Source organism: Staphylococcus intermedius NCTC 11048 (genome assembly GCF_002902385.1).
GTDB lineage: Bacteria > Bacillota > Bacilli > Staphylococcales > Staphylococcaceae > Staphylococcus > Staphylococcus intermedius.
Genome location: NZ_PPQH01000001.1, coordinates 42,605 through 67,498 on the forward strand (window position 1 = coordinate 42,605; position 24,894 = coordinate 67,498).

Genomic DNA, 24,894 nt, shown 5'->3' on the forward strand with positions numbered 1-24,894 from the left:
CCTATTTTATGCTTTATTTTATTTCTGACAGTTTTATCAGTTTCACACCTTGTTCAGTCCCTACAATGGCTTCTTCTACGGTATCTAAAAAGTAGCCCGTCTCCAACACACCCACAAGATGAATTAAATATTCATGCACATGATATGGATTCATTTCTCGATTCAAAGCACAATCTAAAATATAGTTGCCGTTATCTGTAATAAACGGTGTATCTTCAAGCATTCGACGTGTCACTTCAATATCAAATTCTTTTTCAATAAGTTGCGCAACCCGTTTCCAATTAAAGCGATCCACTTCAACTGGTAATTTAAACGTTTGACCTAAATAATCAACCAGTTTCGATTGGTCGGCAATAACGATAAAGCGGTCAGCAAACGTGTCCACTACTTTTTCACGGAACAGTGCGCCACCTCCACCTTTAATCAAATTCAATTTTGGATCAATTTCATCCGCACCATCAATGGCGATATCGATATGTTGTACGTCGTTAATATGTGCAATCGGAATGTTCAATGATTTCGCTTGATTTTCAGTACGCTCTGATGTGCATACCCCCATCAATTGGTACCCCTTGTCATGTATCAACTCCGCAATTTTAGGCACAAGTAACTCTACTGTACTGCCTGTACCGATCCCAATCGTCATACCATCTTCAATACGACTTACAGCTTCATCTAACGTCATTAGTTTAAGTTGTTTATTACTCATGAGCCCACTCCTTTATTGTGACTTATCCTATTACCTTTATTGTACAACATTTACACACAAAAACCATGACGAACGCAACAATTTACGCTAAAATGACAGTAATATACGCATGGAGGATGATGACGATGAATTATGCAATTTATGCTATTTCAACTGGCAAAATCGAATCATTACAATATGAAGATAGGCGACCGATGGAAAGTGCTTTGAATAAAAAGCCGATACAAGAAAAAATGTGGCTGTCTCGTACCGGTTTTGTTGAAGACGAGCAAGAGTACAAAGATCATGGTGGACCAGAAAAAGCGGTTTGTTTATACAGTAAAGCGCACTATGCAATGTGGCAAGACGTCATTGATCCGTTACCTGATTCTGCGTTATTCGGGGAAAATATTACCGTTTATGCAATAGATGAAACAAAACTCTTTTTCGGTGATCAATATCGTTTAGGTGACGCCATTATTGAAGTATCAGAAATTCGCGAACCGTGTTGGAAACTTCAAAGTAAATATGGCTATCCTCGCCTCGTTAAAGAAATGTCGAAATCTGGAAAAACAGGCTGTTATTTCCGTGTCATTAAAGAGGGATTCGTTTCTCCAAATAGTCAGCTATCGCTCATCAAACATGCTCCAGAATCCACTCGTTTATCTGTGCAAGAATTGAACGATATTTATTACAACGATCGCAAAAACAAAGAACGGATTGCCAATGCACTCAACAACCCATATCTCACGGTAAAACGAAAAAGTGTATTAGAAAAAATGCTCTCAAAAGCAACCACGAATAATTGAAAATTGCACTAAAAGAGGCTGGGACATGATGATGTCCCAGCCTCCTATCATTCATATTCGAAAATTTATACGTCTTTTGACTTTAATTCAACTTGATAACTTGTTTTAGAGTAAAAAGGTGTATCCGCTTTTAACACTGAATGTGCAGATGCGCCAAAAAGATTAATATCATTCGGCATGCTTTGTGTTTCTACAGTAATGCCTGAATGTGGTTTAAAAATATTCATACGACTTTTCCAAGCTTCAGAATCATTTAATGTGTACATCACAATTTGTGGTGCATCCGTCTTGACGTGTAATATTAAATCACGGTTTGAAATTGTCATCTCGCCATCCTTTACTTCAAATGGATGATCGAGTCCGCCGCGCATAGTCACTTGCTGATGAATACGTGCATCTTCAGTTTTGAATAATGTCGCCAAATCAATGTCATGTCTGCCCATTGTCGCGGCGAGATCAATTGGTTCCAACACAGGCATTCCTGACGCGTCTAAAGGAAACATCTGTAACTTTTCACTAGCAATGACGTGATTATCCACGACTTTATTGTCACGATTCAAGTTAAAGTATACATGATTCATCGGGTTGAACAATGTATCTGCATCAGACTCTGCGAAATATTCCACTGTCCATGTTTTTGAAGCATCATATGTGAACACGACTTTAACCTTAATATTTCCTGGGTAATGATCTTCATCTTGCTTGACGATTGTCGAAAAATGCACTTGTACATTGTCCTCTGCTTCGTTTTCAATCACTTCATAATCAAACAAACGGTCAGATAGCCCTTGCAATCCACCATGTAAGTGATGGTCACCGTCATTTTGTACCAACTGATACGATTGACCATTTAATTCAAATTGACCTCTCGCAATACGTCCCCCAAAACGTCCGACAGTTGCACCGAAATAAAATGGATTGTGTGGATAAAATTCATCTGCTTCCACTTCATTACCGAGTACAATATTATTATCCCCAATTCTCCAACTCACAATGCGCGCGCCATAATTCATGAATACAATTTTACTTTCCCTATTTTCAATCTTAATCAGTTCAATTCCGTTAGATTGTTGTTCAATGTTAATATTCATTGCGATTCTTTACTCCTTTACGCTCTCCCAAGGTTTACCCTCTCGTCGGCAGCACCATGATTAACACCCCTATGATACAAACCACGCCGCCGATGACATCAAATTTATCTGGTGGCTCCTTATCAATCCAATACGCCCATAATAGACTCATGACAATAAAAACGCCGCCATAAGCTGCATACACACGCCCAAAAGTCGGAAATGTTTGGAAAGTCGCAATGATGCCATATAAAATCAAAGCGATGCCCCCTATCCATCCAAGCCAAAATGGACGATCCGCACGTAGCCATAGCCATATGAGATACCCACCACCAATTTCACACAACCCGCTATGATAAAAATTGCTGTGGAATATAAAAAATTCACATCTTCACCTCATATTACTTTTACTCTATTGTATCAGTTTCCGACAAACAAGTGGGTAATATTTTCTTATGATGCTTTACAATTGCGTCTCTATACTAATAAAGACTATCGACACAAGTTGCATCGATAGTCTTTCATGATTTCAATTTTTATTGTTCACGTTGAAACGCACGTTTTAAAACATTCTTCCATCCTTTTTCAAACGATAATACCGCATTTTTATAGGATTTCGCTGCAAGGAAGAGTAATACCGCAATAAGGACAACATGAATGACCACTGCAATAATCCCTTCAATCGTCGGCGTCGTCGTTAACGCTAATCTTGAAAAAGTGACGAATGGGGAGAAAAATGGTACATAACTCATCACATGAATAAAGATGTTGTCAGGATTGAATGCACCAAAATACCCTGCATAGAATGCTGCCATGATTAAGAACGTCATCGGCATTAAAGATTGTGCTAAATCTTCAATACGCGCAGTTAAATTACCAAGTATCGATGCTAAAATGACATAGCTTAAAATACCCAAAATTAAGAAAATGACGCCAAAAATAATCAATCTGATGAGGTGTGGTGTCAGTGATAAGTCGACTGAACCCATCATCGATTTTAAATCAAAAATAAAGTAATTTGCGACAAAAGTAAGGGCTAAGATGACGATTTGTGTGAATGCAAGCGCTAATATCCCTGCAATTTTCGCCATAATATGCGTCGTCGGTTTGACACTCGTAATAATCATTTCTGACACACGTGACGTTTTTTCTGTAGCCACTTCTGTAGCAATTTGTTGTGCATAATTAAAGACGATAAAGAACATTAAAAATGTGCCTGCCATCGTTATAACTTGGGCAAATGCTTCTTCATCCTCAGATGCGCTACTATTTTCTTGCCCTGATTTTTGAATGATTGTATTGTCGATTTGACTTTGACTTTGTAATCTTTGTAAGTCATTGCCTTGTAAGCCGAGATCTTGTGCGATTTTTTGTGTTTGGAGCTGTGTTAATACAGCTTGTAGTGACGCTTTATCCTTGTCTGAAGGGGACGACGTACTTAAAATCGTTGCCGCTAAAGTATGTTGCTCATTTTCATGAAGTACATACGCTTGGTCAATCTTTTCTTGTTTGATTTGCTTTTTCGCGTCATCTTCCGACAATTTTTGATAAGAAACATCTTTATTAATCGCTGACAATTGCCCTTTTAATTGCTGATACAATGCCTTGTCTTGTGTCACAATCGCAACATTTTCGCTGCCACCATTAAACAACTTTACAATTTTATCGAGATTCGCACCTCCTGTAATGATTAACATCATAATCAACGTTGAGATAATAAACGACCTTGCTTTTAACTTTTTAAAATACGTCAATTTAAACGTCGCAGCAAATTTACGCATCTAAATCACCTACTTTCTCGATGAATATTTCGTTCATTGTTGGTTCCATCAATTGAAATCTTTTCGCATAACCTTTTTGTTGAACAACTTCAAAGATTGCTTCAGCGACCGTTTCATCTGACACAGTGAAGAAATTTTCAGTTTTAACAACTTTGTGATGTAACACCCCTGGAAGTGACGCGACTTCCGATAAATCGTACGGTGCATCTACTACGACACGTTTATAGCCGACACTTTCTTTGACGGATTGAATGTCACCTTGAACGACCATCTCACCACGATTTAAAATACACACCGCATCACACAGTTCTTCAATATGCTCCATACGATGCGAACTAAAAATAATCGTTGTCCCTTTTGCGTTCAAATCTTTCACCGCTTGCTTCAATAACTCAATATTTACTGGATCGAGTCCACTAAAAGGTTCGTCTAAAATTAACAGTTCAGGCTCATGTAACATACTCGCTAACAGTTGTACTTTTTGTTGATTTCCCTTTGAAAGTGCTTCAATTTTTTTATCTCGGTTTTCAGTAATTTTGAAGCGTTCTAACCAATAATCAATCGCCTTACGAATCGCAACTTTGTCCATTCCTTTTAATGTCGCTAAATACGTCAACTCCTCTGTCACTGTTAACTTCGGATGTAAACCACGTTCTTCTGGTAAATAGCCGATATGATCGTACATTGTGTGGTCAATCACACGATCGTTATATGTAATACGTCCTTCAGTTGGCTCAGACAATCCTAAAATCATACGGAAAGTCGTTGTTTTACCCGCACCATTGCGTCCTAAAAACCCTAACATTTTACCTTTTTCAAGCTCAAAAGAAATCTGATTCACTGCAGTAAATTGATTGAACTTCTTCGTGACTTGTTCAATTTTCAATGACATTGATGCACACTCCTTCTTTATTAACCTTACATTGAATATAGCTTATCCTCATTAAAATGACAAGTATATTTGTCAAAATGACTCATTTAAATTACAAATATTGATTGTATTTTGCCTCATGATAGATTTCAGTACCCCACTAAATATGCGATAGACATCGCCATCATGCAGATTACAACCCAAATTAGAATAAGCTTCCACACAAATTTCAACCACTGGCCATAACTGATTTGTGCGACAGCGAGTGCGCCCATCAATACCGCTGATGTAGGAAATAGACTATTACTAATTGCGTCACCATATTGAAATGCTAAGACGGTAATTTGTCGATTCACTTCTAACAAGTCTGAAATAGGAACAAGTAATGGCATCGTTGTCAATGCTTGACCTGAGCCAGATGGAATAAAAAAGTTCAAGAAAAATTGAAAGATAAACATACCTATAATCGTAATAACGGGTGGAAGCCCTTCTAATAAACCTGTCATTGCGTACACAATCGTGTCGATAATTTGGCCTTGTTCTAAAATGACGATAATCCCTTTCGCAAAACCAACAATCATTGCACCAAACAAAATATTTTTCATTCCCTCGACTAATGCATCAAATGTTCCATTAAAGCCAAGACCCCCAACAATGCCACCAACGATACCCGCTAATAAAAAGTTCGCACTCATCTCGTTAAATGACCAATCATAGCGGAAAATGCCGTAAACATTGAGTGCAATCGCACCAACAATAATGACAATACTCAAAAGTTGACGCTTAGTTAATGCTTTTTGTTCGGTCATATGGGTCTCTTTTTCTACTTCTTGTTCTAACGAATAAACAATGCTACGTTCTGGTTGCTGTTTTACACGACGTGCATAAATCATGACGACAGTGATTGCAGCACAGAGAATAAAAATATAAATGATCGTCCGTAACCCCCAACCTGAAAACAGTGGCAGTTCGGCTACAGTTTGGGCTACTCCGACAGTAAAAGGATTTAGCATCCCTCCGATAAAGCCACTCGCACTCCCTAAAATCACCATTGCGGCACCCGTCATGGCATCATAACCTAACGTTCTTGCAATAATAATACCAATAGGCACAAAAATAATTGTTTCTTCAGCAAGCCCGATAGAAAAACCTAAAATTGAAAATATCAACATCGTTAAAGGAATCATCAACATATTGAATCGTCCAAGTTGAAACATCAGGCGTTGAATACTTGCTTCAAATGCACCTGTCTGATGAATGACGCCAAAAGCACCACCAACTAAAAAGATATAAAAGATAATTTCAGCACCACTGATAAGCCCTTCAGGAATTGCCCGAAAAATATCTAAAAAATGTGCTGGTTGGGACGTCATCATTTGAAACGAATCTGGCACGACAACCGTTTGGCCATGTATTTTTTGACGCTCAAACGTGCCCGCAGGTATGATATAAGTTAAAATCACCGCAACAACAATCACCATCATTAACAAAGCATATGTATGTGGCATTTTAAGGTTTTTCCATTTCTTTTTCATCTTCAACAGTCCTTATCTATTATTTTCTAAAAAATCTGATTTTTATTTATATACACTTGTTAACGGTAATTTAATCATCGTTACTATGATTCATAAAAAATAAGACTTTCACAGCACAATAACTGCAAAAGCCTTTAGATCATTTCAATTAATAACGATAAGGATCGTCTTTCTTTGGATGTTCTTCAACGTCACGCCACGCATCTTGTGTTGTTGTCGAAGGATTTTCGTATGCCATACGATGATCTTCATTTTGAAAACGCCCTACATATTGACGACCATATTTCGGTGATGGACCATATTGATTATCTTGTTCCTTACTGTCTAATAAACAAACGATAAACGAAATTAAACTCAAAATGATACTGACAGCCATCAATGTGTACGCAACCCAGTTTGGAAGAAATGCAAATTCACTGATAAAACTCACTTCTGCTCCTGTTGATTGATCTTGGTATAGCGTATCTTTTTGTGTGAACATACTCGCGACATTATAAAGAATACCTACAATAAACGATAAAATTGGAATCAACATTGAGAAACCAACATCATGAAAGCGTCTCACTGTTAATGACAAATTAGGAATAATGGTTGCGAGGCCATATAAGCCCACAGCGAGAAACAAAATGACAGCAACGATCCAACCTGCAATCGGAATAAACATTAAAAGCACGGCTAGAAAAAGCGATGGTACAATAATAATCGCATGCCATAACATAACCCACCAATACTCACTTCGACGGCTTCTACCTTTAAAATTCACATAGTTTGTCCAATATAATTTAAATGCTTCAACAAATCCTACTTTAGGTGCCTCCAAATTCAATGACCTCCTTAAATCAGTTGTAATTCTCTTCTAGTCTACCATACTCCAACTTTATTGCTATAATATATTAATCATTTATATATATTTTTAAAATCAAATGATACACGATGACGTATTTGGAATACTGCGTCGATTTCCGATAAAATAGAATCATATACTTAGTTACACGGAGGCAACCATGGATTTTATTCACCCACCGACCATTCAAACTGCTCAAAATTTACTCGGTGTCAAATTGATTTATGAGACACCTGAAATCACTTATAGCGGCTATATTGTTGAAACAGAGGCTTATTTAGGATTTCAAGATCGTGCTGCACATGGCTTTCAAGGACGACGCACACCGAAAGTTGAATCACTCTACCAAGCTGGAGGTACGATTTACGCACATGTGATGCACCGTCACCTGCTCATCAACTTTGTAACACAAGAAAAAGGTGTACCAGAAGGTGTTCTCATTCGCGCCATTCAACCTGAAGATGGGATTGAAATGATGAAAAAGAATCGTGGTCGACAAGGTTATGCGTTAACCAATGGACCCGGGAAGTTAACTGCCGCGATGCAAATTCCGCGTTCTATTGACGGTAGCCAGTTGAACACAGGGCGATTAAAAATTGATACGAAAAATCGAAAGTTTCCAAGAGAGATTGAAGTGGGACCGCGTATCGGTATTCCGAATAAAGGACAATGGACAGAGGCGCATTTGCGTTATAGTGTAAAAGGAAATCCATATGTATCTCACGCGCGTAAAAAGGACATGTGGCCTATTGATGAAACGTGGCGGTAAATGACTGACGTTTGGCTCAACTTTGTTGTCACTTTTAAATTAATTTATTTTAAAAGCGCTGAACGCACCCTCGCGTTTCCCAGGGACTTGCCTCAACTAAATTTGGCTTTATTGAGATGTACATTTGAAGGAAGCCAAATTGGATTTTCGGCTGCGTCTAATCCCTCGGGAGTCTCGGGCAGTTCTGCGCTTTTTATAAATTATTCACCCAAACACTGTCATCATGTAACGACAGTCTTTTTTCCTCAATCGCTTAACTATGTTCAGTTTCGCTTTGTTGCCTCAGGAGTCTCGCCTGGATTGGCAATCTTTTAAAATGCTACTGCGTTAATCTCGTGCAGAACCCTTCTAGCCCTTTTTAATACGTCTGCTCTAACAAAATATGATAGCGCTCAAAAGTCAGTCAGTTTCATACTTTCAATCAAATCACCGCTTTTAGCTACTGCTTATACCTCGGGAGTCTCGAACTATTCTTGCTTTTTCAATAGAATGGCTTGTGTAAAATTGAAATATGATGTGATTAAAGCACAAAAAAGCCTCTCCTCTTGTTGTCAGGAGAGACTTTTTCATACTTAATTGTGAGCTTTATTCATCTATTGCATGTTTCTTCTCTTTTCTGAACATACCGAGATGAATTGAAATAATCGTACATAAAATTAAAATGAGTGGATAATATGAAAACTTCAATACTTCAAAATAAGAGACATGACCGAACTGTTCAGCCATTAACATGCCGCTATCATGTGGTAACACCATCAAGGCACTGGCTGCGAAAATGTCTAACAAGCTGGCCATTCGTTTCGGTGCAATTTTATACATTTGACCGATTTCTTTAGCGATCGGTGCTGAAATAATGATGGCAACCACATTATGTACTAATGCCGCTGACAATAGCCCTGATAGAAAACTCATCGCATATTCAGCACTTTTCGGTCCTTTTGCACGTTTTTTCATCGTTTCTACAATCCAGTCAATACCGCCGTAATAGCGAATCAATGCGACTAAACCAGAAATTAAAAATGCGATAAGGAAAATAGAGAATGTGCTTTCCATACCTTCTCCAATTTTAGAAATCCATTCAAAGACACCGATGTTTCCTCGTGCCACACCAATAACGCCAGTTAAAACCGTCCCTGATATTAACACAAGCATGACATTCATCCCAGCAATTGCCGCAACGAGTACGAATAAATACGGGATAACATCAATAAAATTAAAACTCAAATCACCTTTAATATGTCCTGTTCCACCAACAATGGCATAAATAATAAAGGTAATGATGGCGGCAGGGAGTGCGATAAGAAAGTTCGCTTTAAATTTGTCTTTCATCTTCGCCCCTACACCTGTCGTTGCTGCGATAGTCGTATCAGAAATAATAGATAAATTATCACCAAAATAAGCCCCTGCAATTACCGCAGCTGCAGCAGCCGCTACATTTAAGTCTGCCGCTTGAGCCACAGCAACTCCAATAGGAATAAACGCCGCTTGTGTTCCTGTTGAAGTCCCTATTGATGTTGCGACGAAAGCGCTCATCACAAAAATACCAGGAATCAATAAACTTGGTGGAATAATAGATAAGCCCAAGTTGACCATTGCATCTTGACCACCCATTGCAGATGCCGCGCTCGCAAAACCACCTGCTAATAGTAAAATCAGTCCAAGTTCTGCAATCCCCGAAGAACCTGCATTTTCCGTAAAGATTTTTACTTTTTGCGTAATGGGTGTTTGACGATCATAACACGTCCATGCAATCACAATCGCAATAAATATCGCTACATGACGCGGCAATAATTGAAATGCATCTTTTGTACCGAGTATTGTAAAGACAAGCCCCACACCAATGTACAAGACTAAAAAGATGACTAACGGTAATAGCGCAAGTGCACCATATTGCTTTTGACTTCTCAATTCTTTAGACATGACCTTCTCCTCTATATCTTATAATCATGATAAGGATTATACACTTTTATATTGCTTTGACAAGTCTCACGTATTCATTTTTTATAAATTGATACATTTTTTATTTTTAGTCATCTGCTATTCATTTTTATAAAGAAATCGTACCGCTTCATCATTTCAGTATATGTTGACGCTTTAATCTAGTGCGCTAAATGTCGCTTCGCCATCATTTGAAACTTTAATCTTCACTTGATGCTCACCACGGCCTACTTTGTTGTTTTTCAGTTCATTCACAGCATCTAAGTCGACATCTCCTTCTCCCGCTTCTACTTGAAATGCCGTGTTCGAAAGTGGTCCTTTGTACGTGACATCTACCGTACCACCAGTAACATTCCATGACATCGGAATATCTTGTGGCACGTCTTCTAGAGAAATATCACTATTTGCCGACTGTGCTATCACATTTTTAAAATCCGTATGTTCAGTATAAAGTCCACCATTCTCCATTATCATATTGAGTTGTTGAACAGCACTATCATCCATATATAAATCCGCTCTTGTTAAATTCAATGTGAAATTCACAAATTCAAGTGCGTCTGCAGACATCGTCGTATCCGTTCCATTCAACGTCACCTGATTGATTTTTGAAGTCGGTAAAGTAATGATGAGTTTCTTATTATCTAATGGACGAAATGGATTGAGATGAATTGAGCTGGCTTGACGTCTGTCACTAGAAATCGCTACGTTCATTTGCGTCCCGTTTTTCGTCGTTTTAAGGTGATCATCTGACATGTCCCCTTCAATTTTCAATGTATCACCTTTAACAAAAGTCACGTCTCTGCCTTTGATGTCTAATGCTAATTTTTTAATTCCATCCGTCTCATATGTTTTTTGTGTGGACGTATGCTTTTGTTGGTCATGAAAAAATGTGTAATATACCGTGCCTGCAAGTCCAACTATAAACATAATACATCCGATTAAAAAGACAATACCTAACGCACGTTTCATTTATTCACACCTCTTTTCACAAGTTTAATATTCCATTTTAAATATTTTACAGATAAAACATAACTCCATTTAATGATGACAATGAATAACACGATGAGTATGAGTCCTAATCCAAACCAACCGATGACTGCAAACACATCTTCAATAAGGATGGCTTCTGATAAAGCGTAATATTTAAAAAGTAAGGCAAATGGCGTTATCAGAAAGGCAATGCCCGTCAGCACAATACTCAAAAGGATACCAAGAACAACCATCAATGGACCCGTAATTAAAACAAAATTCAGTACACTGAGTCCTATGACAGTCACTAGTGCTTGCGTGATGTTCGACGTTTTTTGACGCTCTTCAGCTTGGTTCACTGCACTTTCTGCATTGATAGCACGTGCCATCTCTTTGGGTGCACCTAACATCCCAATGATTTCTTGTTCAGTTTTGCCGTCGCGTAACCCTTCAATAAAATGATTTTCATATTCCGCTACTATGTCTTGTTTTTCTGACTCTGACATCCCCTTTAAATATTGATATAGGGTATTCAAATATTCTGTTTTCGTCATTCACGTTCACTCTCCTCAATAAATATTTTTACGATACTGACAAATTCATGCCATTCTGATTTTAATTGTTGTAACCGTAAATTCCCTTCACGTGTCAGTTCATAATACTTACGCGCAGGCCCTTCAGTTGACGGTTCGTAATATGTCGTCAAACAGTTTTCTTTAACAAGCCGACGTAACAACGGATAAACCGTACCTTCAGCAATCATCATGTGCTTAGAAATATTTTGTACGAGTGAGTAGCCATACTGGGGCTCCTTTTTAATAATCAACAGTACAATCATCTCTAACGCACCTTTTTTGAATTGGATGTTCATTGTTGCACCTCCATGAATACATTAATCAGTACTAATTAATGTATAATACTTAACTATAAAATAGCACACACTACTATACATTACAAGGTAGTGCGTGCTGTTTTTTTGTAAGTCTGTATATTTCTTCTTAAAAATTATAAAGAAAGCGTACTTGGTATGCATCATCGCGATACATTTTTATAAAATACGTTACATCGTTTTGACGTTAACAGGCTCATGGAATCCGCTTGAATCAATATCATGTGCCAGTGTTTCATCTTCAGTCTCTAAAAACAATGTAAAATGTTTCCCTTGTTGTCCTACTAAATGTGCTGGGATCACGAGATGGTAACTGCTATCGATGTCCATGATTCCTTTAGCAAATGTAGCCTGTTGTTCATTCTGTAAGACATAACTGATGAGCGGCGCACCCTCGATGTCTTGAATTTGAATACGCACACTGATGTCACCACGTGCATTGTGACTCACGTCGACTGAGTAGTCCACAATGCGATCATTGGCCCTTTCAAGTACATACATGTCTTGAAACGGATTTTGCTGTTGGGACATCATCACTTCGGTCGTTATTTCTGTTGGCACCAATTCAATCCTATTCGTATCGCCATTGACAACATGTGTGATATCAAATTCAATATGTCCTTCGTTGCCTACTACTGTTCCGATATAACTTTGATTAATATAAATCGTAAAAGGCTGCTGTATTTGTTCAATATTTAAATGATAATCTTTACTGTCATCAAAATCTTCAATCTCAAATGGACGTACATAATTCAAATCAGGTGTTTCCCCATTTTTCATTAATGGCTTCATGATGTTATTTGCAGTTTGACACTTCCATTGTTGATTTAAAGGTGTGACTGCATGACTTAAAAATTTGATATATGGTATCGAAAAGACATGACGATTCATGTACGGAATATAACGCGTTCTTTTCGTTAATTGATGTTGATTCATTCGCATTTCAATCTTTTTCAAATGAAGGTTCATTTCATCACTCCAATATTTTAATATATATTTTTTTATGCTTTTAATTTAACACTTTAGACCTTAAGAGAATATATACCAATCGTCACTGTATATGATAAAATGTTTCCATATTTAAAGTTTATGGGGTAGGATAAATGCAATTACTTTGGAAAATGTTTAAAAAGAATCAATTTGAAGCGAATATTGATGAATGTGGCATAGAAATTGGAACGCCACAAGGGGGATATCAGTATGAAGTTACTAAGCCGGCTGTACTTCATGTCGTCATGTCCGGGACTGGCACACTAACTTATAATCAAAAAAAATATACATTAAAACCTGGTGATCTCTTCTTGCTTTGTCGTGGTATGAAGGTTCATTATGAATCGACTTTGGACGAACCGTGGACCTATTATTGGGTTGGTTTTAGCGGAAAACTCGCGATGGATTATTTAAATCGTACAACTTTGTATGAAACACGCGTCATTCAAAATCAGCAAACGAGCACCATTCGTCAAATCATTTATCAGATGTGCCACCGCTCTATTGATTATAATCCAGAGCACTCTGACGATATCCAACATATGCGCGATTTATATGACCTTCTTTATGCACTACATCAACACTTTCCTAAACCGTTTCATGTTGTTAAAAATGAAAAATATTCTAATGTCAGAGAAGCCATACGTTATATTAATGACAATTATATGCATGGCATTTCGATTCATGATGTCGCCAAACACGTCAATGTCAGTCGAAGTTACCTTTATAAAATGTTTAAAAAGCATATCGACCAATCTCCACAACATTATTTGATTCATATTCGGATGTATCATGCGTCACAATTGTTTAAAGACACCGATTTACAAAGTCAAGAAATTGCTGATCGTGTCGGCTATAAAGACCCGTTGCTATTTTCGAGAGCGTTTAAAAAACATTTTGGTATCACTGCGACCCAATATCGTGAAACTCATCAATAAAGGAACGATTGATACATCAGAAATATGACCATTATTAACAAAATGTGGTATGACGTTATTCCGTACATTTCCACTAAATGATACGTGTCTATCCTTAGCGACTCATTATATCCAATTTGTTTTTTATATAGATTTTTGAGTTTAAAAAAAGTATAATAGCTTAGTACGGGATTGAAAGCCCTTTCTATTTTTACTAACTCAAGGGGGGAGTGTAACAATGTTAGAGCTTAACAGTATTACAACATTGTTTCTTGCCTGTCTATTATTAATTCTGGGGCAAGCTATTGTAAATAAAGTAGACATTTTTAATCGTCTTAGTATTCCATCACCTGTCATAGGTGGTCTCATATTTGCGATTATCTCTGCGATGTTAACTTCTACAGGGGTATTACACATCAAAATTGATGGTAAATTTTTCCAAGACTTTTTTATGTTAGCCTTTTTCACCACAATTGGTTTGGGGGCATCATTTAAATTACTAAAACTCGGTGGTAAAGTGTTAATCGTCTATTGGATTCTTTGTGGTGTGTTAGCGACATTCCAAAACGTGATTGGTGTTTCTATGGCAAAAGTATTGAACATTGATCCGTTATTAGGTTTAACAGCCGGTGCGATGTCAATGGAAGGTGGACACGGGAATGCAGCTGCATATGGTCAAACGATTCAAAATTACGGCATTGATTCAGCTGTCACAGCCGCACTTGCAGCCGCAACGTTAGGTCTTGTCGCGGGTGGTCTCTTAGGCGGTCCAGTCGTACGTTACTTAATTAAAAAGCATGACTTAGCACCAAGCAATGCAGAATCAATTCAAAAAGATTACTCCAATGTGGAAATCAACCGTCGTCTACATAAGCACTTTACTGTCAATGAAGTATTCTTTATTCAAGCGACAGTCATTTTGTTCTGTATGGGACTTGGCACATATTTAGGCCAATTATTCAGTGATTGGTCAGGCATCAATATTCCATTATATGTGGCTTCAATGTTTATCGCGGTGATTATTCGTAACATTTCAGAATTTGCAAATCTCAACTTAATTGATTTAAAATTGACAAACCAAATTGGCGATATTTCATTAAGTATTTTCTTATCTATTGCCTTGATGAGCATTAAATTGACAGAAGTATACAACTTAGCATTACCACTGATCATTATCGTAATTTGTCAAATTATTTTCGTCGCATTATTCTCAATCTTCATCGTCTTCCGTTTACTCGGCAAAAACTATGATGCAGCCGTGATGATTGGTGGTTTCATTGGACACGGACTCGGTGCGACACCGAATGCGATGGCCAATTTAGATGCGATTACGAAAAAGTTTGGTAATTCACCACGTGCATATTTGGTCGTTCCAATTGTCGGTGCTTTCTTAGTAGACTTATTGGGTGTACCGATTATTACGACATTTATCAACATATTTAAACCATAATAAAAAAGAGGTGCGCGCACCTCTTTTTTATTATGCTTCTTGACGGCGAATTTCCCAACCATACGGATCAGACAACTGTGACCAGTCCGCATCAATTTCTTGACTATTTAAAAGACATGCATCTAATTCCTCAGTTATCGCTGCTTCATCCAAATCTATTCCGATAATGACGAGTTGTGTATGACGATCGCCATATTCAGGATCCCAATCTGCTCGTACGTCCGGTCTTTCTTGTAAAATAGCTGCACGTTCCGCTTTTGGCATACTGGCTACCCAAAAAGTGACAGGGTGAATATCGACAGCTGTTCCTGCTTGAGAAACGAGACACGCAACATCATTGTATTGTGCTAACCACGCAATCCCTTTCGCACGTACAATCGATTCAGACATATTTTCCAGAAATGCATTGAAACGTTCTGCATGAAATGGCAAACGTCTGCGATATACGAATGATGAAATACCGTATTCTTCAGTTTCAGGTGTATGTGTGGCATGACCCCCGGCTTCTAGTTCTTGCAACCACCCTGCTGATTGACTCGCCGCTTCAAAATTAAAACGACCTGTCTCTAATACTTCATCAATGCTGACTTCTGCATTTACTGTGCGGATCAATTTCGCAGTCGGTTGTAATTTTCTCAACATTGCTTCTAATCGATTCGCCTCTTCTTCACTGACTAAATCAATTTTATTTAATATGAGCACATCACAAAACTCGATTTGATCAATCAGCAAATCCGCAATCGTACGTTCGTCATCTTCACCCACCGCTTGATCACGATCTAACAACATGTCTCCTGATTGATAATCTTTAATAAAACGATTTGCATCGACAACAGTTACCATCGTATCCAAGCGACAAATTTCAGTTAAATCAATGCCTAGCGCTTCATCCACATATGAAAATGTTTGCGCGACAGGTACCGGTTCTGAAATCCCTGTTGATTCAATAACGATTTGGTCAATGCCGCCACGTTTGACGATACGTTCAACCTCTTTTAATAAATCATCTCGCAATGTACAACAAATACATCCATTAGAAAGTTCGACTAATTTTTCATCTGTACGCGAAAGTCCCCCTCCTTCAGCGACAAGATCTTTATCAATATTAACTTCACTCATATCATTCACAATGACCGCAATTCTTCGACCCTCGCGATTGTTTAAAATATGATTAAGTAAAGTCGTTTTACCTGATCCTAAATACCCACTTAATACCGTTACTGGGATTTTCCCCATATATAGCCCTCCTCATTTCGTTTCAAATCGTAATAATTACGTTTTACAGTATATAATAAATACTTCCAACTACGCAATGATAATTTGAAATGATTTTAAAAAGGCATCAGTATACAGTATTAAAAAGAACGAATGATGGCTTCCTTACACACCTTCATTCGTTCCCTTAGAAAATTATAATTGACGTTGTTGTATCCAGTTTTTCAAATATGGATCAAACACAATGGCTGACTGACGTAATTCTGTTATATTTTTAGCATTCAATAAGGTCATAATATATGCCATTTGCATTTTAAAATCTTCTACATATGCAATCGCGGCTTCCACACCCTCTTCATGGAGTAACTTTAAAATCGGTCGTGACATGCCAACTGCCTCAGCACCTAAACGTAATGCTTTGATTGCATCTAGCGGATGACGGATGCCTCCACTTGCCAGTACGTGTATACGACTACTCAAATTGCGCGCTTCTAATAATGAAATCACTGTTGACTGACCCCAGTTTTTCAAATAATCCATGTCTTTCAAATGGCGCCGTTCATTTTCTATTGAAATAAAGTTTGTCCCCCCATGACCACTAATATCCACATATGCCACACCTACATCGATGAGTTGTTGAATTGTGTCATAGCTCATTCCAAAGCCCACTTCTTTAACAATGACAGGCACCTCGACGCCTTTAACTATTTCACTGATTCGTGTTAACCAATGCTTGAATTGTCGGTTCCCCTCTGGCATTACAAGTTCTTGCGGCGCATTTACATGTATTTGTAACGCGTTGGCTTGAATCATCTCAATGGCTGCTTGCGCCTCGTCCAACGTCACATCTGCACTCACATTCGCCCAAATTTGACCCTCTGGATATTGTTCACGAGCCACTGTATAAGAATGACGTACAGCTGGATTTTTTAACGCAGCATGCATACTTCCTACTGCCATTGGAATTTGTGTAGCTTTTGCGACTTGAGCTAATTGTTCATTCGTTTTTGCTGTCCATTCAGAGCCACCCGTCATCGCATTAATATAAAGGACGTGGGACATTTGGAGCGCATTAAAGTTCGGCAATAATGTCACCTCATCAACATCCATCTCCGGTATCGCATGATGAACAAATTGAATTCGATCAAAATCTGACTGGAGCGTATCGTTTTGCGCAAGTGCTAATCGCACATGTTCGTCTTTTCTTTGTTCTCTTTTATTCGTCATTACCTTTAAAACCCCTCATCATTGGTTAATTAATTTGACTATATCACATTCACTGTAGACATAAAGCATTTTGTTATATTCATTCTACTTTAAAGGATGAAATGTGCTAATTTACACTATTTCATCTCTTCAACTTTTTGCGGTATACTTATGAACAAATAAAGTAAAGAGGTGTACCTATGTTAAATTACCCATTTTACGATAAATATCGCGTAGAAAATAACTGGATTGATCGGAATGGTCATATGAACGATGCCATTTATGCAAGACTTTTCAGTTTAGCCATTGATCATTTTCATGACGCCATTGGTTTAACGACAGAAGAACGCGAACGTCGTGCTTACACTGTATTCACTTTAGAAACACATATTACATATCTTAAAGAACTGAAACGACATGCCCCATTTCAAATTAAAGTCCAAATTTATGATTATGATGTCAAACGCACACATTTCTTTTTAGAGTTGATCCATCAAGAAACAGAAAGCGTCATGGCCACTGCAGAAACGATGATGATGGGCATGGATCGAAAAACAGGACGCCCGGCAGCTTTCCCTGATGATATTTATCACGCGATCCAGCATTATGCCAACTCACAAGGGACCATAAACTGGCCTAAACAATTAGGACATCGCATTGGTATTCCTCGCTCATAAATCCAAAAAACACTACAAGTCATCACAACTTGTAGTGTTTTATCATGTTATTCAATTATGCGTCTGTTGCGCCACGTTTAATCATGTCTGCTTTAGTGACAATTGGATATTTTTTAAAGACCACAGAGCCGATATAGCCCCAAATGAGTCCTATCACACCCATAATGACACCATACACGACGACAGAGACCCAAGAGTTAAAACCAAACATCACGATAAATCCAGCAATCGGTGTCGCTGTACCTGTCGCATCATTGACCAATCCAGAAAGTGCAATGACAAGACCTGCTGTCGCACCACCGAAAAAGTTCGTAATATAAATTGGAATTGGATTGGCCGAAACAATATCTGCTTGTGATAACGGTTCAATACTGACTGAAATGGTCGCTTTACGGTCACCTAATTTTAATCGATGGAAAAGTGTACCGTTCATAAATGCAGAACTGAATGCCGCCATTGCACCAATAGCCATCGGAACGCCTGTTAAACCGAGTAATGCCGTCAATGCCATTGAACTGAGTGGTGCGGTACCGACAACTGTAATGATACCGCCTAAAATAATTCCCATAATGATTGGGCTTGCATCTGTCGAACTTTGAATAATGTCACCAATTCTAACAAGTGTATTATTGACAACAGGTGTTAATGCAACCGCAATCGCTCTCGATAAAGGCGCAACGATGAGCACAGCTACAATAAGATCCACACCGTCTGGCACATATTTCTCAGTATATTTCATCAAATAACCAATGAGGTAACCCGCGAAAAATCCTGGTAATAAATCCATACCTCCACAGGCTGCCGCAATGACTAATGCATAAACGGGAGATACGCCAATGGCTAAAGCCGTCAGACCCGCTGCGGCAACACCACCTAAATCACCCGCTGCAGCACCCACTTGCTCTAAAAAGTCATTGTGAAATACACGACCACCGACATATTTATTAAAAGCTTCAACTAAAAATGTCGCAATGGCTGCATTCGCAAGTGCCCCCATCGCTCGCATACCATTAGGTGCCTTATATGTAAATAGTGTAAAAATAACGAGTACTAAAACTAAAAATGCTGTACCGATGAGTAAATCCATAATGCCCCCCTCTTGTTATTCGAAAAAGGCGTCTTGCTCATGTTTTCAATTTCTGAATAACTGTGTAATTTTTATAGTTTATTTTTTCATGTATTTCATTTTACTAAAAATTTTTGTTTTTTGCACGCCGCTTATCATTACACATAGGAAAAGCCGGGAAACACCATTGCTCCCCAGCCCTGTCAAATATATTCTTTTTCCCGCTCAACAATCCCCGTTCAGAAAGTAAAAATGAATCATCACTTTTCATTTTGATAATGGCTACTGTTTATCTCAGCAGCTGTCTGGGAATAGGACATGAAAATTTTTGATGCTATGGATACAGTATTTTGTTTAACTTGCCCTTTCGCTATGATTTGTAGCTTTAGATTGCCTTCAAGGCTTCGCGTTCCTAGGAGCTGGTCCTTCAACTAACTAACGCTTGATTAAACTGTTACATTTGTTGAGGCGTTAGTGGATTTTCCGGACCAGCTTGATACCTCAGGAGTCTCAGCCTTCTGAACAATCTTACTCCAAATACAGGTGAAAAAGGGCAAGTTTATGAAACGAAGACAACCCATAGCATCCAATTTTTAAGTCCATGTCATCCTCATTTTTCTATGATGCTATCGTTAACAATGAATATAAGTTCGTCAATTGACATGGGCTAGGACAAATCAATGTTCCAACCCCTAGTCAGCCTTGCGGGGGCAATACAACGAACTCTTTGTTGCACATGAGATTTCTGTATTGCTCCCGAAAATCCAATTTGGCTTCGATCAAGTGTACACTTTAATCAAGCCAAATTGAGTTGAGGCAAGTCCCCTGGGAACGCGAGCTCATATTCTAACTATCACTAACAAAAGATTCCTCAAAAACAAGTGATACGGTTTAAATATCAACAGTGCTATTTTTATGATTGCAAAAACCGTGTAAGACTCCTGAGGGATCAGCTGAACCGGAAAATCCAATTCGGCTTCCACCAAGTGGAAACTTTAATCAATCCGAATTGAGTTAGAGGTTCAGCCCCTAGGAAAGCGTCGCACGGTTTAAGCAATCTATATATCAATACTAATCTATCTAAAACTCTCACTCAAAAAGATTCGTATAAAATGATTGATGTGAGTGATTTTGTAGGTTGAAAAATTACAGAACTGTCCGAGACTCCCGTGGGATCAGACGTAGCCGAAAATCCAATTTGGCTTCTATCAAGTGTACACTTTAATCAAGCCAAATTTAGTTGAGGCAAGTCCCCTGGGAACGCGAGGGCATGTTCAGTAATTTAAAAATTGCATTCAATCACAAATCAATTGTTTTTCGAATCTGCTTCAACACTTTCCTCGACTCAGCAATGGGATACAACGGAAATGCTGTGACCATATCACGGTATTCATAAAAATGAATCGGTTGTTGTTCCGCTTCAAAATAATCCGCTAACTTTCTCATATCAGGATAAAAGACCTCACAAGTCCCTCCAAACATGTACACAGGTGGCAAACCTCTCACAGGTCCATACATCGGTGAAATACGTGGATTTTTCCGTTCAAGATCATCTGCCCACACTTTGGCAATCGATTGTAAACTAAAAATATTTTGGATAGGATCTTTTTTCTGCACTTGTTCAGTGATTTCCTGATTGGATAATGAAATATCTAACCATGGTGAAATGAGATAGAGTTTTCCAGGAAGTGGTAATTCCTCTTGTTGCATTAATTTTTGCGCAAAACTGAGTGCCATGTTGCCGCCCGAAGCATCTCCCATAATCACGATATTTTCAGGTTCTGTTTCTTTTAATAAACGACGATACGTTTGCTCAATCGCCTCGTGTGTTTCACGATATGTAAATTCAGGCGCTTTTGGATAAATCGGCAATACGACTTCATGTAATGTTTCATACGCCAACTTATCCATAAATCGCCAATGAAAAACAGAGGGTTGAAATACGAAAGTGCCTCCATAAATATACAAGATTTTATTTTTAATATGGTGACCAAAATTAAAGCGAAACACCTGCATCTCATCAAACATATCTTTGACTAAATTGGATTTCACATTAATTTGATCAGGCTGTTTATGCTTGGTTTGATTTAACACACGTCTTTTTTCTAAAAACGCATCAACTTCTGCTTGGGTCTTAAATTTGAGATGACGTTGTTGTGACAAGTATCTTCCCATTAAATTACTCATGACATTTCGTTTCAATTGTATCCCTCACTTTTTCTCAACAATCATAATATATCATTTGCAAACTTTGCTTATATATTTATTTTATATGTTATTCATTAAATAGCAATAACCGTTTTCTATCAATCATCTTCATATTATCATAAATCTGATGCATTGACGCCCTCATAAATTGTATTGAGTTGTGATTCGATACGTTCTAAATCGATAAAGCGGCCTTCACGATGCATTTCTTTACCATCAAGGAATATCACATCCACGGGGACAGTAAAAATTGAAAGCGCACCAGCAATTTCAGGAACATCATCTGCATTCACATTGCCTAGCGCAACACCCTCATAACGCGCTACTAACTCTTGAATGCGGGGTAACACGGCATGACATACTGAACAATTCTCTCTCGAAACATGAACGACTGCGATTTGATGGCTGGCAACAAACGCTTCATAGGCATCTAAAGTTTTTAATACTTCCATCTTGCAACCTCCTTTTCCATTTCCCATTATAAACTTACCTCAGTTCTATCATATTTTATAAAAAAGCACTATGAATATGATTCTAGGTGTACTATAATGCATAATTGTATTAGCGAATGATTTTGATCATGCTTGTTCAATGATATAGGAGGCGTTACATATGAAAGAGACCACACGACAACACCCCCAGTTTCAACAACAATTTGAAAACCAACCTATCCACCGTAATCCAAATTATGGTAAGAAACGACGCTCATGGGTCAGCTTTATTTTGACACTCATCGCACTCGTACTCGTAGCGATTGCTGCGTATAGTATGTATAGCGAAACTTTATTTAAAATGAGCTTTCTTGATGAAAATGTTACATTCGATAAGCTTAAAGAGATTGCTAATCAACTCACAGCGCAATCGTTCATCGATACATCAGAAATCGAACAAACTCTAGATTTTGTGATTATGGGACTCAATATTTTCTTCATTTTAGTACTGGTTAATATTATTTTTGCGATTTTGACACTCGTCTTTAATCGTACCATTTTAAAAGTCATCAATTGGATCATCTCTATAGTGATTACACTCATTCCTATCGCTTTCTTATTCTATATTAATCAGGCAGCTGAAGAAGTCACAAAAAAACTCGCACCATATATCGGTAACGTAGATCCTTCTACAGTCTTTTCACCATCGAATGCACTTCATAATGCAATTATTTTTACCGCTATTGCGACGGTCCTTTATTTTATCAGTCTATTTTTCAGAAACAGACGTCCGAAAATCCACAAACACCTTTAATCAACTTAAACTAAAGAAGTCACTGTAGAAAAACAAAATTTTCCATAGTGACTTCTATTTTTATTTCAATTGCTGCACATGAATCTTACACAAGTTTAGCTGAGGTCATATGCTATCAACAACATAGACATCAGAATCATTGAGCAATGTCATTTAATCGTTAGTTTCTATTTGTTGTGATGTGATTGATGCTCGTTTTTATGAATACATCGACATAAAAAAGACGCATGCAACAAAAGGACTTCCATCCCACCACTTTTTCAGCTATCTTTCAATCGGCCAAGTCTCCAAATTCTCCGCCATATCCCAAAACATATACTCATAATAACTCGTATTTACAACTATCTCTTCTAAAGCGTCCAAAGCTTCATCAGACATACCTTCAGCGACACGATCCATCATGGCCATCACATCATCTTTAAACACTGTAAATTCAGGAGAACTATACATTTTCACCCATTCACCATAAAAAGGATGTGCGGTCGCGCCTTCGATGTGACTGAGTGCTTCTCCAATATAATGATAGCTCCAAGTACAAGTCAGCACAGCAGCAATCACATTTTCCACACCACCACGTTGGGCAAGATTCAACATATAACTTGTATAGGCTAATGTCGTACTCGCGGGTTGGGTTGCTTCTAATTCTTGTTCACTAATGCCAAATTGTGCGGCGTACTGGCGATGTAAATCCATTTCTGTATTTAATGTCCCAGAAACTAAATTGCCAAAAGTCGTCATCATGTCTAAATCGGTTGCTTTGGTCGCACCTATCGCAAATAATCGTGCATAATCTATCAAATATATATAATCTTGCTTCAACCAATGTTTAAACTTTTCCTTTTCTAACGTCCCGTCACCAATCCCTTTGACGAACGGGTGTTCAAGATAACTTTCCCATATCGGTTGAACACGTTGCCATAATCGTTCAGTAAATTTCACCATGAACACACCTTTCAAAATTTAATCTCTTTTACTCATTATGATATAGTTGTGCACACATCATATGCAAATATCTTTGTGTCAAAAACACCTTTTATTTTTGGGAGAAATTCATTAAATGACGAAAAATTTCATCCCTATAATACGCATCTAATTGTATCTCATAATCAGTGCACCACTGATTAATTGAACGAATAGTGGCGGCATAAACATAACTAAATACTTCGATTGGAAACGGAAATTTTGAAGGTAATTGTGCTTCATAGCGTATGAGTTCTTGTTGAAAATAATCATAGAAACTTTTGGTGACCACTTGATAAAACCTCGGGTCCTCTTTTTGTGTATGTAAAATTTTTAATATTTGTTGATCAATTGTCCTATCAATACTGTTGAATGGTTCTTGTAAACGCATGTCTAATCCTAAAGAAAAATAAGGTTTCAATGCCATTTGACTTACATAATAGAGTAAGTCATATTTGTCTTTAAAATGTTTATAAAAAGTGGTTCTATGTACATTCGCTTGTTGGCAAATTTGGTTGATCGTGATTTTAGTGACCCATTCATCTTCAAGTAATGCTAAAAATACTTCTGATAATTTCAAATTCGTTTTCTGTACACGTATATCTTTTTCATTCATAAACGCATGCGCACCTTTCATTTCTTATATAGTGATGCTAATCAATGAGGTGTAAATTTAAAATAATGATAACTCATTCTTTGCAGACGCTTACATATCAACAATACAAAGTTTTTCTCATAATATTATTTTACACCGTCTTTTATTAAATTATTAACAATTGTACTTCAAGTTTCGACAC

At 37.8% G+C, this 24,894-nt stretch carries 24 protein-coding genes and 2 pseudogenes; 7 read left to right on the forward strand and 19 right to left on the reverse strand.

The genetic code is table 11. From position 1 onward, the window contains the following. Nucleotides 1-13: 13 nt before the first annotated feature. Nucleotides 14-709: a ribose 5-phosphate isomerase A gene (locus tag CD138_RS00215; RefSeq protein WP_019169605.1), complete on the reverse strand. Its 696-nt coding sequence runs from the start codon at nt 707-709 to the stop codon at nt 14-16. Between the two features lie 116 nt (nt 710-825). On the opposite strand from CD138_RS00215, the gene CD138_RS00220 reads away from it, so the two are divergent. Then, the gene (locus tag CD138_RS00220) at nt 826-1,497 is read left to right on the forward strand and encodes an MOSC domain-containing protein (protein ID WP_019169604.1); all 672 of its coding nucleotides are present in this window, start codon (nt 826-828) and stop codon (nt 1,495-1,497) included. Between the two features lie 65 nt (nt 1,498-1,562). Here CD138_RS00220 and CD138_RS00225 read toward each other — a convergent pair whose 3' ends face one another. From CD138_RS00225 to CD138_RS00250, 6 genes and pseudogenes are all read right to left on the reverse strand, one after another. Then, nucleotides 1,563-2,588, reverse strand: a complete 1,026-nt coding sequence (locus CD138_RS00225) for an aldose epimerase family protein (RefSeq protein WP_019169603.1) — start codon at nt 2,586-2,588, stop codon at nt 1,563-1,565. A gap of 34 nt (nt 2,589-2,622) precedes the next feature. Then, nucleotides 2,623-2,954, reverse strand: a pseudogene (locus tag CD138_RS00230) (YnfA family protein). A gap of 149 nt (nt 2,955-3,103) precedes the next feature. Continuing rightward, on the reverse strand, nt 3,104-4,348 hold the full coding sequence (locus CD138_RS00235) for an ABC transporter permease (RefSeq protein ID WP_019169602.1): 1,245 nt from the start codon (nt 4,346-4,348) through the stop codon (nt 3,104-3,106). Continuing rightward, nucleotides 4,341-5,240: an ABC transporter ATP-binding protein gene (locus CD138_RS00240; RefSeq protein ID WP_019169601.1), complete on the reverse strand. Its 900-nt coding sequence runs from the start codon at nt 5,238-5,240 to the stop codon at nt 4,341-4,343. The genes CD138_RS00235 and CD138_RS00240 overlap by 8 nt, the downstream gene beginning before the upstream one ends. Before the next feature lie 128 nt (nt 5,241-5,368). Continuing rightward, nucleotides 5,369-6,754 carry a YfcC family protein gene (locus tag CD138_RS00245; protein WP_019169600.1) on the reverse strand — a complete coding sequence of 462 codons (1,386 nt, stop codon included), beginning with the start codon at nt 6,752-6,754 and terminating at the stop codon, nt 5,369-5,371. A gap of 148 nt (nt 6,755-6,902) precedes the next feature. Next, nucleotides 6,903-7,574, reverse strand: a complete 672-nt coding sequence (locus CD138_RS00250) for a DUF805 domain-containing protein (RefSeq protein WP_019169599.1) — start codon at nt 7,572-7,574, stop codon at nt 6,903-6,905. Between the two features lie 184 nt (nt 7,575-7,758). Here CD138_RS00250 and CD138_RS00255 point away from each other — a divergent pair, with 184 nt between their 5' ends. Next, on the forward strand, nt 7,759-8,367 hold the full coding sequence (locus CD138_RS00255; protein WP_019169598.1) for a DNA-3-methyladenine glycosylase: 609 nt from the start codon (nt 7,759-7,761) through the stop codon (nt 8,365-8,367). A 585-nt stretch (nt 8,368-8,952) separates the two neighbouring features. Here CD138_RS00255 and CD138_RS00265 read toward each other — a convergent pair. The 5 genes from CD138_RS00265 to CD138_RS00285 all read right to left on the reverse strand — a co-directional run bounded on the left by CD138_RS00265 (nt 8,953) and on the right by CD138_RS00285 (nt 13,132). Then, a complete protein-coding gene (locus CD138_RS00265) occupies nt 8,953-10,287 on the reverse strand; it encodes a Na+/H+ antiporter NhaC family protein (protein WP_019169596.1) in 1,335 nt (444 codons plus the stop codon). A 174-nt stretch (nt 10,288-10,461) separates the two neighbouring features. After that, complete coding sequence (locus tag CD138_RS00270; RefSeq protein WP_019169595.1) at nt 10,462-11,274, reverse strand: DUF4097 family beta strand repeat-containing protein; 813 nt, start codon at nt 11,272-11,274, stop codon at nt 10,462-10,464. Beyond that, nucleotides 11,271-11,828 carry an HAAS signaling domain-containing protein gene (locus CD138_RS00275; protein WP_019169594.1) on the reverse strand — a complete coding sequence of 186 codons (558 nt, stop codon included), beginning with the start codon at nt 11,826-11,828 and terminating at the stop codon, nt 11,271-11,273. The genes CD138_RS00270 and CD138_RS00275 overlap by 4 nt, the downstream gene beginning before the upstream one ends. Beyond that, a complete protein-coding gene (locus CD138_RS00280; RefSeq protein ID WP_019169593.1) occupies nt 11,825-12,145 on the reverse strand; it encodes a PadR family transcriptional regulator in 321 nt (106 codons plus the stop codon). The genes CD138_RS00275 and CD138_RS00280 overlap by 4 nt, the downstream gene beginning before the upstream one ends. Nucleotides 12,146-12,334: 189 nt before the next feature. Then, nucleotides 12,335-13,132 carry a glycoside hydrolase family 2 protein gene (locus CD138_RS00285; RefSeq protein ID WP_019169592.1) on the reverse strand — a complete coding sequence of 266 codons (798 nt, stop codon included), beginning with the start codon at nt 13,130-13,132 and terminating at the stop codon, nt 12,335-12,337. A gap of 134 nt (nt 13,133-13,266) precedes the next feature. Here CD138_RS00285 and CD138_RS00290 point away from each other — a divergent pair, with 134 nt between their 5' ends. Beyond that, entirely contained in the window at nt 13,267-14,091 is an 825-nt protein-coding gene (locus CD138_RS00290) for an AraC family transcriptional regulator (protein WP_019169591.1), read from the forward strand. 217 nt (nt 14,092-14,308) lie between these two features. Then, complete coding sequence (gltS, locus tag CD138_RS00295; RefSeq protein WP_019169590.1) at nt 14,309-15,520, forward strand: sodium/glutamate symporter; 1,212 nt, start codon at nt 14,309-14,311, stop codon at nt 15,518-15,520. A 30-nt stretch (nt 15,521-15,550) separates the two neighbouring features. Here the strand turns inward: gltS and CD138_RS00300 are convergent, their stop codons facing one another. Both CD138_RS00300 and fni read right to left on the reverse strand, forming a co-directional pair. Beyond that, nucleotides 15,551-16,756 (reverse strand): GTP-binding protein, encoded by a 1,206-nt coding sequence (locus tag CD138_RS00300; RefSeq protein WP_019169589.1) that lies wholly within the window; start codon nt 16,754-16,756, stop codon nt 15,551-15,553. 174 nt (nt 16,757-16,930) lie between these two features. Beyond that, entirely contained in the window at nt 16,931-17,962 is a 1,032-nt protein-coding gene (gene fni / locus CD138_RS00305; RefSeq protein ID WP_019169588.1) for a type 2 isopentenyl-diphosphate Delta-isomerase, read from the reverse strand. 179 nt (nt 17,963-18,141) lie between these two features. Here fni and CD138_RS00310 point away from each other — a divergent pair, with 179 nt between their 5' ends. Beyond that, nucleotides 18,142-18,618 carry a thioesterase family protein gene (locus tag CD138_RS00310; protein ID WP_019169587.1) on the forward strand — a complete coding sequence of 159 codons (477 nt, stop codon included), beginning with the start codon at nt 18,142-18,144 and terminating at the stop codon, nt 18,616-18,618. Between the two features lie 55 nt (nt 18,619-18,673). Here the strand turns inward: CD138_RS00310 and CD138_RS00315 are convergent, their stop codons facing one another. Further along, on the reverse strand, nt 18,674-19,660 hold the full coding sequence (locus CD138_RS00315; protein WP_238310458.1) for a PTS sugar transporter subunit IIC: 987 nt from the start codon (nt 19,658-19,660) through the stop codon (nt 18,674-18,676). Here CD138_RS00315 and CD138_RS14605 point away from each other — a divergent pair. Next, nucleotides 19,623-19,706 (forward strand): annotated as a pseudogene (locus CD138_RS14605) (hypothetical protein); the annotation flags it as partial. The gene CD138_RS00315 and the pseudogene CD138_RS14605 overlap by 38 nt on opposite strands. 1,277 nt (nt 19,707-20,983) lie before the next feature. Here the strand turns inward: CD138_RS14605 and CD138_RS00320 are convergent. Both CD138_RS00320 and CD138_RS00325 read right to left on the reverse strand, forming a co-directional pair. Then, nucleotides 20,984-21,886, reverse strand: a complete 903-nt coding sequence (locus CD138_RS00320) for an alpha/beta hydrolase fold domain-containing protein (protein ID WP_026066926.1) — start codon at nt 21,884-21,886, stop codon at nt 20,984-20,986. 122 nt (nt 21,887-22,008) lie between these two features. Continuing rightward, nucleotides 22,009-22,344: a thioredoxin family protein gene (locus CD138_RS00325; RefSeq protein WP_019169584.1), complete on the reverse strand. Its 336-nt coding sequence runs from the start codon at nt 22,342-22,344 to the stop codon at nt 22,009-22,011. Nucleotides 22,345-22,504: 160 nt separating this feature from the next. Here CD138_RS00325 and CD138_RS00330 point away from each other — a divergent pair, with 160 nt between their 5' ends. After that, entirely contained in the window at nt 22,505-23,137 is a 633-nt protein-coding gene (locus CD138_RS00330) for a hypothetical protein (protein WP_019169583.1), read from the forward strand. A gap of 264 nt (nt 23,138-23,401) precedes the next feature. On the opposite strand, the gene tenA is transcribed toward CD138_RS00330, so the two are convergent. Together tenA and CD138_RS00340 are read right to left on the reverse strand one after the other, a co-directional pair. Next, the gene (tenA, locus tag CD138_RS00335; RefSeq protein ID WP_174700857.1) at nt 23,402-24,079 is read right to left on the reverse strand and encodes a thiaminase II; all 678 of its coding nucleotides are present in this window, start codon (nt 24,077-24,079) and stop codon (nt 23,402-23,404) included. A 91-nt stretch (nt 24,080-24,170) separates the two neighbouring features. Then, complete coding sequence (locus CD138_RS00340) at nt 24,171-24,713, reverse strand: TetR/AcrR family transcriptional regulator (protein ID WP_019169581.1); 543 nt, start codon at nt 24,711-24,713, stop codon at nt 24,171-24,173. Nucleotides 24,714-24,894: the final 181 nt, after the last annotated feature.

Excerpts from the sequence above, each read along its gene's own strand:
- CD138_RS00300 (WP_019169589.1), bottom strand. The coding sequence starts at position 16,756 with ATGGGGAAAATCCCAGTAACGGTATTAAGTGGGTATTTAGGATCAGGT.
- CD138_RS00225 (WP_019169603.1), bottom strand. The coding sequence starts at position 2,588 with ATGAATATTAACATTGAACAACAATCTAACGGAATTGAACTGATTAAG.
- CD138_RS00290 (WP_019169591.1), top strand. The coding sequence starts at position 13,267 with ATGCAATTACTTTGGAAAATGTTTAAAAAGAATCAATTTGAAGCGAAT.
- gltS (WP_019169590.1), top strand. The coding sequence starts at position 14,309 with ATGTTAGAGCTTAACAGTATTACAACATTGTTTCTTGCCTGTCTATTA.
- CD138_RS00270 (WP_019169595.1), bottom strand. The coding sequence starts at position 11,274 with ATGAAACGTGCGTTAGGTATTGTCTTTTTAATCGGATGTATTATGTTT.
- CD138_RS00220 (WP_019169604.1), top strand. The coding sequence starts at position 826 with ATGATGACGATGAATTATGCAATTTATGCTATTTCAACTGGCAAAATC.
- fni (WP_019169588.1), bottom strand. The coding sequence starts at position 17,962 with ATGACGAATAAAAGAGAACAAAGAAAAGACGAACATGTGCGATTAGCA.
- tenA (WP_174700857.1), bottom strand. The coding sequence starts at position 24,079 with ATGGTGAAATTTACTGAACGATTATGGCAACGTGTTCAACCGATATGG.
- CD138_RS00245 (WP_019169600.1), bottom strand. The coding sequence starts at position 6,754 with ATGAAAAAGAAATGGAAAAACCTTAAAATGCCACATACATATGCTTTG.
- CD138_RS00255 (WP_019169598.1), top strand. The coding sequence starts at position 7,759 with ATGGATTTTATTCACCCACCGACCATTCAAACTGCTCAAAATTTACTC.
- CD138_RS00325 (WP_019169584.1), bottom strand. The coding sequence starts at position 22,344 with ATGGAAGTATTAAAAACTTTAGATGCCTATGAAGCGTTTGTTGCCAGC.
- CD138_RS00280 (WP_019169593.1), bottom strand. The coding sequence starts at position 12,145 with ATGAACATCCAATTCAAAAAAGGTGCGTTAGAGATGATTGTACTGTTG.
- CD138_RS00265 (WP_019169596.1), bottom strand. The coding sequence starts at position 10,287 with ATGTCTAAAGAATTGAGAAGTCAAAAGCAATATGGTGCACTTGCGCTA.
- CD138_RS00310 (WP_019169587.1), top strand. The coding sequence starts at position 18,142 with ATGTTAAATTACCCATTTTACGATAAATATCGCGTAGAAAATAACTGG.
- CD138_RS00235 (WP_019169602.1), bottom strand. The coding sequence starts at position 4,348 with ATGCGTAAATTTGCTGCGACGTTTAAATTGACGTATTTTAAAAAGTTA.
- CD138_RS00215 (WP_019169605.1), bottom strand. The coding sequence starts at position 709 with ATGAGTAATAAACAACTTAAACTAATGACGTTAGATGAAGCTGTAAGT.
- CD138_RS00240 (WP_019169601.1), bottom strand. The coding sequence starts at position 5,240 with ATGTCATTGAAAATTGAACAAGTCACGAAGAAGTTCAATCAATTTACT.
- CD138_RS00285 (WP_019169592.1), bottom strand. The coding sequence starts at position 13,132 with ATGAACCTTCATTTGAAAAAGATTGAAATGCGAATGAATCAACATCAA.
- CD138_RS00340 (WP_019169581.1), bottom strand. The coding sequence starts at position 24,713 with ATGAATGAAAAAGATATACGTGTACAGAAAACGAATTTGAAATTATCA.
- CD138_RS00330 (WP_019169583.1), top strand. The coding sequence starts at position 22,505 with ATGAAAGAGACCACACGACAACACCCCCAGTTTCAACAACAATTTGAA.
- CD138_RS00275 (WP_019169594.1), bottom strand. The coding sequence starts at position 11,828 with ATGACGAAAACAGAATATTTGAATACCCTATATCAATATTTAAAGGGG.